Here is a 9,091-nt window from a genome sequence, read left to right as displayed (position 1 = left end):
GCGTGCGCGGCGGCGGCGTCCGCGAGCGGGAAGACGCTGTCGACCCCCACCCGCACCGCGCCCGACCCCAGCAGCGCGCCCAGCTCCGCCAGCTGCGCCCCGCTCGCCCTGACCTGCGTCGCCGAGACGGTCACCTCCCGCCGTGCCGCCTCGGCCGCGTCGTACGGGCCGGGGAACACCGGGAACAGCGCGCCCCCGCGCCGGACCAGCGGCAGGAACCGCCCGGCCGCCTCCCCGCCGACCGCGTCCAGCACCAGGTCGACCTCGTCGACCACGTCCTCGGCGCGCTCGCGGGTGTAGTCCACTACCACGTCCGCGCCCAGCTCCCGCAGGAACTGCCCGTGCGACCCCGAGGCCACCGCGACCACCCGCGCGCCCCGCCACTTCGCCAACTGCACCGCGAAGTGCCCGACCCCGCCCGCCGCGCCGTTGACCAGCACCGTCGTTCCCGGCTCGATCGCCACCGGCCGGTGCGGCTCCGGCTGGAACGGCGGCGCGACCTCGTGCCCGAGCGCGATCAGGAACTGCCACGCGGTCAGCCCCGCCATCGGCGCGCCCGCCGCCCGCACGTGGTCCACGCCCGCGGGCTTGCGGGCGAGGTCCGCCGCGGGCGCCACCACCTGCTCGGCGTACGCGCTGCCGCCGGGCGAGGGGAAGCGCAGCATCCCGAACACCTCGTCCCCGACGGCCCACCCCGCGCCGTCGCCGACCTCCTCCACCACCCCGGACACGTCCGTGCCGGGGATCAGCGGCAGGTCGAGCCTGGGCCGCAGCTCCGGCGGGATCTTCGTCATGCCCTCCCGCAGGTACCAGTCCGGCGGGTTGAGCCCCACCGCCCGCACCCGCACCCGGACCTCGCCCGGCCCCACCTCGGGCACCGGGACCTCGTCGAGCCGCAGCACCTGGGGCCCGCCGTGCTCGTGCACCCGGATCGCCTTCATCGTGCCGGTCACCATGGCCTCCACCTGCTCGGACGTTGAACGGATCAGTGAACCGGATTAACCGGTTCACTGATCCGGATACTAGGAGTGGGCGCGCGACCGGGTCAAGTGGTTCACTGAACCGGAAAGGGGGCGGACATGCGGGCGGACGCCAGGAAGAACCGCGACCACCTGCTCGCGATCGCGGACGCGGTCATCACCGAGCAGGGCGCGGACGTGTCGATGCGCGACCTCGCGCGCCGCGCCGAGGTCGGACTCGCGACCCTGCTGCGCCACTTCCCGACCAGGGACGCGCTGCTCGACGCCCTGCTCCGCGCGGGCTTCGACGAGCTGACCGCCCTCGCGGACCGGCTGGAGGCGCGCCTGCCCCCCGGCGAGGCGCTCAAGGCGTGGCTGCGCGACTTCGTCGCCTGCGCGCACACCTACCGGGGCGCCGTCACGACCATGATGGGCGCCATCGAGGACCCGGACTCCGCGCTGCACGCCTCCTGCGTCGCGATGCGCGGCTCCGGCGCCCGCCTGCTGGAGCGCGCCCAGTCAGCGGGCCAGGCCAGGACCGACCTGACCGGCCCCGACCTCTTCGCGCTCGGCGGGGCGCTCATCTGGCTGCACGACCAGCCCACGTCCGCGCCCCGCGCCGACCACCTGCTCGACGTGGTCGTCGCCGCGATCCTGACCCCCCAGAAGCCGCAGGCCCGCCCGCGCGAACGCGGACGGGCCCACGGGGAGAACCCCACTCACTCAGCCAGCCGCCACAGCGGCGACACCGGCCCGACCCCGCTGCCCAGCGGGTAGGCCGCCAGCACCGACCGGACCACGAAGTCCTTCCCGAACCGCACCGCGTCGACCACCCCGACCCCGCGCGCCAGGCGCGAGCAGATGGACGACGCCAGCGTGTCCCCGCTGCCGTGCGTGTGCAGCACGTCGTACCGGGGCCCCACGTACTCGTGGAACTCCCGCCCGTCGTACAGCAGGTCCAGGCACTCCGGGTCGCCCCTCATGTGCCCGCCCTTGACCAGCACCCACTCCGGGCCCATGCCGTGCAGCACCCTCGCGACCTCGCGCTGCTCCTCGCGGGTGCGCACGTCGACCCCGGTCAGCAGCCGCACCTCGTCCAGGTTCGGCGTCACCAGCGTCGCCCTCGGGAACAGCAGGACCCGCAGCGCCTCCAGCGCGGCGTCGGTCAGCAGCGGGTCGCCGTGCATGGACGCCGACACCGGGTCCACCACGAACGGCGTCCCGCCCGAGCCGATGCCGACCTCGTCGCACGCCTCCGCCACCGCCTCGATGATCGGCGCCGACGCGAGCATCCCGGTCTTGGCCGCGTCCACGCCGATGTCGGTGGCCACCACCCTGATCTGCGCCGCGACCTGCTCGGCAGGGATCTCCACGACGCCGCTCACGCCCAGCGAGTTCTGCACCGTCACGGCGGTCACGGCGGTCATGCCGTGCACCCCGCACGCCGCCAGCACCCGCAGGTCGGCCTGCAACCCCGCGCCACCGCCCGAGTCGGAACCCGCGATGGTCAGCACCTTCTTCGGCGTCTCCACGACGCTCGGCCGCTCCACGTCAGTCCACGACCGGCAGGTAGACCTTGCCGCCCCGGTCGTCGAACTCGTGCGCCTTCTCGGCCATACCCGCCTCAATCGCTTCCACAGTGGACAGACCCCGCTCCTCAGCGTAGCGCCGCACGTCCTGCGTGATCCGCATCGAGCAGAACTTCGGCCCGCACATCGAGCAGAAGTGCGCCGTCTTCGCGGGCTCCGCCGGGAGCGTCCGGTCGTGGAACTCGCGCGCGGTGTCCGGGTCGAGGGAGAGGTTGAACTGGTCCTCCCAGCGGAACTCGAACCTGGCCCTCGACAGCGCGTCGTCCCACGCCTGCGCGCCGGGGTGGCCCTTGGCGAGGTCGGCGGCGTGCGCGGCGATCTTGTACGTGATCACCCCGGTCTTCACGTCGTCCCGGTCCGGCAGCCCCAGGTGCTCCTTCGGGGTCACGTAGCAGAGCATGGCCGTGCCGAGCGCCCCGATCTGCGCCGCGCCGATCGCCGACGTGATGTGGTCGTAGGCGGGCGCGACGTCGGTGGCCAGCGGGCCGAGCGTGTAGAACGGCGCGCCGTCGCACCACTCCTGCTCCAGCCGCACGTTCTCCGCGATCTTGTGCAGCGGCACGTGGCCCGGTCCCTCGATCATCACCTGCACGTCGTGCGCCCTGGCCACCCGCGCCAGCTCGCCCAGGGTGCGCAGCTCGGCGAACTGGGCCTCGTCGTTGGCGTCCGCGATCGAGCCGGGCCGCAGCCCGTCGCCCAGCGAGAACGTCACGTCGTACTCGCGCAGGATCTCGCACAGCTCGGCGAACCGGGTGTACAGGAAGCTCTCCCGGTGGTGCGCCAGGCACCACGCGGCCATGATCGACCCGCCGCGCGAGACGATCCCGGTCACCCGCCGCGCCGTCAGCGGCACGTACCGCAGCAGCACGCCCGCGTGCACCGTCATGTAGTCCACGCCCTGCTCGGCCTGCTCCACGACGGTGTCCCGGTACACCTCCCAGGACAGCGCGGCCGGGTCGCCGCCGACCTTCTCCAGCGCCTGGTAGACCGGCACCGTCCCCACCGGCACCGGCGAGTTGCGGATGATCCACTCGCGGGTCTCGTGGATGCGCTTGCCGGTCGACAGGTCCATCACGGTGTCGGCGCCCCAGCGGGTCGCCCACACCATCTTCTCCACCTCCTCCTCGACGGACGAGGTCACCGCCGAGTTGCCGATGTTGGCGTTGACCTTCACCAGGAACCCCTTGCCGATGACCATCGGCTCGGACTCCGGGTGGTTGCGGTTGGCCGGGATCACCGCGCGCCCCGCGGCGACCTCGTCGCGCACGAACTCCGGCGCCAGCGACTCGCGCAGCGCCGCGAACCGCATCTCCGGGGTGATCACGCCCGCCCGCGCCCAGGCCAGCTGGGTCGCGGCCCCGTTCACGGGCTCGCGCGCGGAGATCCAGCCCGCGCGGATCTTCTCCAGCCCACCGCGCACGTCGACGTCCCCGGCCGTGTAAGGCCCGGAGGTGTCGTACAGGTCGAAGTGGTCGCCGTCGGTGAGCTCGACCCTGCGGAACGGGACCCGCACGCCGTCCTCCGCGTCGCGGTGGACCTTGCGGGACCCCCGGATCGGCCCGGTGGTGACGCTCGGCCGGACCGAGCCGTCCCCGAGTGCCGTCACGGCATTCCTCCCTACGCCGGCATTACCCGGTCAGGTTCAGGCGGTCGGCGGCCCCGCGACCCCAAGGTCGCAGCCGCCCTCTCAGCCCGCTCTGGTGCGAGCTCCCGCGATGTTGAGTTGTCCGATCGACCATAGCCACGGCGCGGTGCCGGTGCCAAGGGCCGGGCCCACGGCGTAAGTTGCACGCGTGGCTGATCACCCGCCGTTCCCGCCCGGCGCGCGGCGCGTTGCCCGCCGCGCCCCGGTCTCGGCCTGCCCGACCTGCGGTGACCTGGCCGGACGCGGTTACCCGACCTGCCGGTTCTGCGCCGAGCTGGTCGACCAGGTGTGGCTGCTGGACTGGCAGGAGCTGCTGTCCGCCGAGCAGCTGGCCGAGGGCGGTTCGGGGGAGCGCGAGCTGGCCGAGCGGGTGCTGGCCGAGCCGGTGGGCAGGCACGCGTGGACGTGCGTGGACTGGGCGATGACCCTGGTCACCTGCTCGCAGTGCGGCGCCGAGCCGACCGCGGGGCCGTGGGACTGCGTCCGCTGCGCGGTGACCGAGTCGGCCCGCTGGCAGTGGGACCACACCGCGGTGCCGGGCTCGATCACCCCGGCCGAGCACGCCCTGCGCGCCGCGAGGGCCGCGCTGCGCGCCCCGCACCGCAGGCGCTCCCCGGTGGTGGACGCCTGGCGGCTGCTGCTGCCGTTCCTGGTGGCGGGCCACGGCGTGACGTCGGCGGACGTGTCGCGGCTGCGCGCCCAGGTCATCGGCGGCTGGTACGCCGAGCTGGCCGCGTGCGGCAGCGCCGTCGAGCTGACCGGCTTCGTCGAGCTCCCGTGGCGCCGCACGTCACCCACCGGCGACCACCGGCCCCAGCCCCAGCCCCACCGGCCCGGCCCCCGGCGGCAGCTGGAGGCCGCGCCGGACGCGGGCGCGCCGCAGGTCGCGCCCGACCCGGTCTAGGGACGGCGCCCGGTCCGGGCAAGGCGCGGCGACGCCGCTCCGCGCGCCTGCGCGGTGGAGCGGGCGTCGCCGGTCCGGCAGGCCCTCAGTCCTCGTCCTCGTCGTCCGCGAACGGGTCCTCCGAGGTGGCCGGGTCCCAGGACAGCCCCGGAACGCCCCACCCGTTGGCCTTGATCATCTTCTTCGAGGCCCGCTTGTGCCGACCCACCAGCCGGTCCAGGTACAGGTACCCGTCCAGGTGGTCCGTCTCGTGCTGGAGGCACCGGGCGAAGAACCCGGTCCCCTCGACCTCGACCGGGTCCCCGTTCCCGTCGGTCCCGGTGACCTTCGCCCAGGACGCGCGCCCGGTCGGGTAGGACTCGCCGGGCGCCGAGAGGCAGCCCTCGTAGTCGTCGTCCGGGTCCGGCATCCCCAGCGGGACGTCCGAGGTCTGGAGCACCGGGTTCACCACCTCGCCCCGGTGCCGCACCCCCTCGTCGTCCGGGCAGTCGTAGACGAACAGCCGGAGGTCCACGCCGATCTGGTTCGCCGCGAGGCCGACGCCGTTGGCGGCGGCCATCGTCTCGTACATGTCCGCGATGAGCGCCCTGAGCTCGTCGTCGTGCTCGTCCACGGGGCGGGTCGGGTTGTGCAGGACCGGGTCGCCCGCGATCCGGATGGGGTGTACTGCCATGCCGCGCACCCTATCGGCGCGCCACCCCCGCGCCCGCCGCGCGGCGCGCCGACCCCGCGCCGCGCCGCCGGCCCGCCCGGCGTGTCGGGTCGCGCTACCCACGACGACCAAGATCACGTGATGTAATGAGATCACCCACCGAACCGCAGGCCGAGGAGCCCGATGGACGCCGCACTCGCGCACCCCGCAGCCCCTGGCGGGCTCGACGAGCGGGAGCGCGAGATCCTGGCCTTCGAGCGCCAGTGGTGGAAGTACGCGGGCGCCAAGGAGCAGGCCGTCCGCGAGCTGTTCGACCTCACGCCCACCCGCTACTACCAGCTACTCAACGCGTTGATCGAGAAGGAGGAGGCCCTCGCGGCCGATCCGATGCTCGTCAAGCGGCTGCTCCGGTTGCGATCGGGCAGGCGGCGGGCTCGGGCGGCTAGGCGCCTGGGCGTGGACGGATGAGCAACCCCGAGTCCTCAGGTTCGGCCCAACCCGCCCGCGCCGCGGGCTTCGCGCTGCTCGGCCTCGCCGGGGTGGCGCTGGTGCTCGGCCTCGTGACGCTGTTCACCGGGTCGGACGACGACCCGCAGGCGCAGCGGCAACCCGCCCCGAGCACCTCCGCACCCGCCGAACCGGGTCCCTCCGGCGAGTCGCCCGCCGGTGAGCCGCCCGCGAGCGAGCCGCCCGCGAGCGAGTCCGGCGGCGCGCCGACGACCACCACCACCGAGCAGCCGCCCGCGACGACGACGGAGCAGCAGCCCCAGCCGCAGCCCCCGGCGCAGCAGCCCAGCGACCAGTCGCAGGGCACGCCCGCGACCCGGCCCTCGGTGCGCGTCTACAACAACAGCAACATCAGCGGTCTGGCCGCGCGCGCGTCCGACGACATCGGCAAGTCCGGCTGGGCGGTCCAGGCCACCGGCAACTACCCGGACGGCATCATCGAGACCACCACGGTCTACTACCGCGCGGGCACGGCCGAGGAGGACGCGGCCAAGCAGCTGGCCCAGTCGATCCGCGCGCGCGTGATGCCCCGGTTCGACGGCATCAAGGACGCGCACGACGGCGTCATCGTGATCGTCACGAACGACTACCGGGGGCCGGGCGGCAAGACGGGCAGCTGAGCCCTCCCGACGGCGTCGACCAGGGGTGATCCCCGGTCGGCGCCGTTCGCGCATCACCCCTCGCGCCGCTCGCCCCCGCAGTCCTCCGGGCACAGCAGGTCGGACCAGTCGTCGTCGTCCGACAGCTCGAACACCCGCCTGCGGTGCTCGCCGAGCAGCGCGCTCGCGGTGGCCGCGTCACGGGTGCGCAGCGCGGCGACCAGCTCCCGGTGCTCCTCGGCGCACCCGTCCCGCAGCCCCTCGTCCCGGCTGATCCGGGTGAGCAGGAACAGGTGGACCTGCCGCCGGATGCACCGCCACGAGCGGGTCAGCCGCTCGTGGTGCGCTGCGGCGAACACCGCGTCGTGGAAGTCGACGTCCCGCTGCGCCAGCTCGTGCGCCCCGACGGCCCGCGCCAGCGCCTCGGCGGCCCGGTCCAGCGCGGCGAAGTCCTCCTCGGTGGCCCGGTGCGCGACCTCGTGCACCGCGAGGCCCTCCAGGGCCCCGCGCAGGCTGTCCAGCTCGGCGACGTCCCTGCGGGAGAAGCGGGTGACCGTCGCGCCCCGGTGCCAGGTGACGTGCACGAGCCCCTCGTGCTCCAGCAGCCGCAGCGCCTCGCGGACGGGGCCCCGGCTGACGTCCATGACGGTCGACAGCTCGACCTCGCGCAGCTGCCTGCCGGGTTCGTAGGCGCCGGTGAGGATGCCCTCGCGGATGCGGTCGGCCACCTCGTCGGCCAGGCCCCTGCGGCGGGCGGGTGACACGGTGCCCTGGGTGCTCATGACTCCCCTCACGTTCGTGCCCCTCGATGTTAACAACTCGCCGAGGTCGTCCTATTGTTAACATTGCGACAAGTGAGGAGCACCCGTTGAGCACCCTGTTCAGCACGCTGACCCTGCGATCCCTCGACATCCCGAACCGGGTCTGGATGTCCCCGATGTGCACCTACTCCGCCGCCCCCTCGGGCCCGGAGGCCGGTGTGCCCACCGACTTCCACCTCACCCACCTGGCCAGCCGCGCCGCCGGTGGCGCGGGCCTGGTCATGGTGGAGGCGACCGGCGTCCGCGCCGACGGCCGCATCAGCCCGTGGGACCTCGGCCTGTGGAACGACGCCCAGCAGGAGGCGTTCGCCCGGATCACCGCCGCGATCAGCGCTTACGGCTCGGTCCCCGCGATCCAGCTCGCCCACGCGGGCCGCAAGGCGTCGACGAACAAGCCGTGGCTGGGCGGGGGTTCCGTCGCCGACACCGAGCACGGCTGGCAGCCGGTCGGCCCCAGCCCGGTCCCGTTCCACGGCCTGCCGGTGCCGCACGAGCTGACCACCGACGAGATCGCCGCGCTGGTGGAGGACTTCGCCGCGTCCGCGCGCCGCGCCCTCGCCGCCGGGTTCCAGGTCGTCGAGGTGCACGGCGCCCACGGCTACCTGATCAACTCCTTCCTGTCCCCGATCTCGAACCAGCGCGCCGACGAGTACGGCGGCACGACCGAGAACCGGATGCGCTTCGCGCTGGAGGTCGTGGACGCGGTGCGCGCGGTGTGGCCGGAGCACCTGCCGGTGCTGTTCCGCACCTCGGCCACCGACTGGACCGCCGAGCAGGGCGGCGCGGGCTGGGCCGAGGACGACACGGTGCTGCTGGCCAAGGAGCTCCAGCGGCGCGGCGTTGACCTGCTCGACGTGTCGACCGGAGGCATGGCGCACGACGCGGTCATCCCGGTGGAGCCGCACTACCAGGTGCGCTTCGCGGCCAAGGTCCGCGAGGCCACCGGCCTGCCCACCGGCGCGGTCGGCCTGATCACCGAGCCCGCGCGGGCCGAGGAGGTCGTCGCGACCGGCCAGGCCGACGCGGTCCTGCTGGGCCGCGAGCTGCTGCGCGACCCGTACTGGGCGCACCACGCGGCGCAGGAGCTGGGCGTGGACTCGAACTGGCCGGAGCAGTACGGGTACGCCGTGCGCCCGCGCCGCTAGGAGCGCGGGGAGCGGGGCCGCCACCCGGCCCCGCTCCCGCCCCCTGAACGCCCCGCCCGCACCACCGGGCCGCACCACGACCCGCGCGATCCCCCGCACCTCGCGGCTCGTGCGGCCCGAGGCGCGGGCGGGGAGCCACTCCCACCGCTCCCGCCACACGCCCCGCAGGCCCCCGTGGCCCGTCCCGCTCCGGCTGGTCTGCCGCCCGCTACCCGGCCTGCCCGGCCCGCCAGCCACCCGGCCCGGCCCGCCCGGCCCCCCAACCGCCCC

10 protein-coding genes are annotated in these 9,091 nt (G+C 74.4%); 5 read left to right on the top strand and 5 right to left on the bottom strand.

The genetic code is table 11. From position 1 onward, the window contains the following. Window positions 1-956 (bottom strand): NADP-dependent oxidoreductase (locus ACTUAL_RS03600; protein ID WP_440899256.1); only part of this gene is annotated, 956 nt, incomplete at its 3' end. A gap of 123 nt (window positions 957-1,079) precedes the next feature. Between ACTUAL_RS03600 and ACTUAL_RS03595 the strand changes: the two genes are divergently transcribed. After that, window positions 1,080-1,736, top strand: a complete 657-nt coding sequence (locus ACTUAL_RS03595) for a TetR/AcrR family transcriptional regulator (RefSeq protein WP_440899255.1) — start codon at window positions 1,080-1,082, stop codon at window positions 1,734-1,736. On the opposite strand, the gene thiD is transcribed toward ACTUAL_RS03595, so the two are convergent. Then, window positions 1,679-2,509: a bifunctional hydroxymethylpyrimidine kinase/phosphomethylpyrimidine kinase gene (gene thiD, locus ACTUAL_RS03590; RefSeq protein WP_096491272.1), complete on the bottom strand. Its 831-nt coding sequence runs from the start codon at window positions 2,507-2,509 to the stop codon at window positions 1,679-1,681. The genes ACTUAL_RS03595 and thiD overlap by 58 nt on opposite strands. Window position 2,510: 1 nt before the next feature. Continuing rightward, window positions 2,511-4,154: a phosphomethylpyrimidine synthase ThiC gene (thiC, locus tag ACTUAL_RS03585; protein WP_096491273.1), complete on the bottom strand. Its 1,644-nt coding sequence runs from the start codon at window positions 4,152-4,154 to the stop codon at window positions 2,511-2,513. A gap of 187 nt (window positions 4,155-4,341) precedes the next feature. On the opposite strand from thiC, the gene ACTUAL_RS03580 reads away from it, so the two are divergent. After that, window positions 4,342-5,097, top strand: coding sequence for a hypothetical protein (locus ACTUAL_RS03580; protein ID WP_232519668.1), 756 nt, complete (start codon window positions 4,342-4,344; stop codon window positions 5,095-5,097). 85 nt (window positions 5,098-5,182) lie between these two features. Here the strand turns inward: ACTUAL_RS03580 and ACTUAL_RS03575 are convergent, their stop codons facing one another. Next, complete coding sequence (locus ACTUAL_RS03575; protein WP_096497557.1) at window positions 5,183-5,770, bottom strand: peptide deformylase; 588 nt, start codon at window positions 5,768-5,770, stop codon at window positions 5,183-5,185. A 162-nt stretch (window positions 5,771-5,932) separates the two neighbouring features. Here ACTUAL_RS03575 and ACTUAL_RS03570 point away from each other — a divergent pair, with 162 nt between their 5' ends. Then, complete coding sequence (locus ACTUAL_RS03570; protein ID WP_096491274.1) at window positions 5,933-6,217, top strand: DUF3263 domain-containing protein; 285 nt, start codon at window positions 5,933-5,935, stop codon at window positions 6,215-6,217. Beyond that, entirely contained in the window at window positions 6,214-6,876 is a 663-nt protein-coding gene (locus ACTUAL_RS03565) for a LytR C-terminal domain-containing protein (protein WP_440899254.1), read from the top strand. Before ACTUAL_RS03570 ends, ACTUAL_RS03565 begins: the two co-directional genes overlap by 4 nt. 53 nt (window positions 6,877-6,929) lie before the next feature. Here ACTUAL_RS03565 and ACTUAL_RS03560 read toward each other — a convergent pair whose 3' ends face one another. Continuing rightward, on the bottom strand, window positions 6,930-7,637 hold the full coding sequence (locus tag ACTUAL_RS03560) for a GntR family transcriptional regulator (RefSeq protein WP_096491276.1): 708 nt from the start codon (window positions 7,635-7,637) through the stop codon (window positions 6,930-6,932). 86 nt (window positions 7,638-7,723) lie between these two features. On the opposite strand from ACTUAL_RS03560, the gene ACTUAL_RS03555 reads away from it, so the two are divergent. After that, on the top strand, window positions 7,724-8,821 hold the full coding sequence (locus tag ACTUAL_RS03555; protein ID WP_440899253.1) for an NADH:flavin oxidoreductase/NADH oxidase: 1,098 nt from the start codon (window positions 7,724-7,726) through the stop codon (window positions 8,819-8,821). Window positions 8,822-9,091: the final 270 nt, after the last annotated feature.

This window comes from Actinosynnema sp., from assembly GCF_052038725.1.
This window is presented reverse-complemented; position numbering and strand designations above follow the sequence as displayed.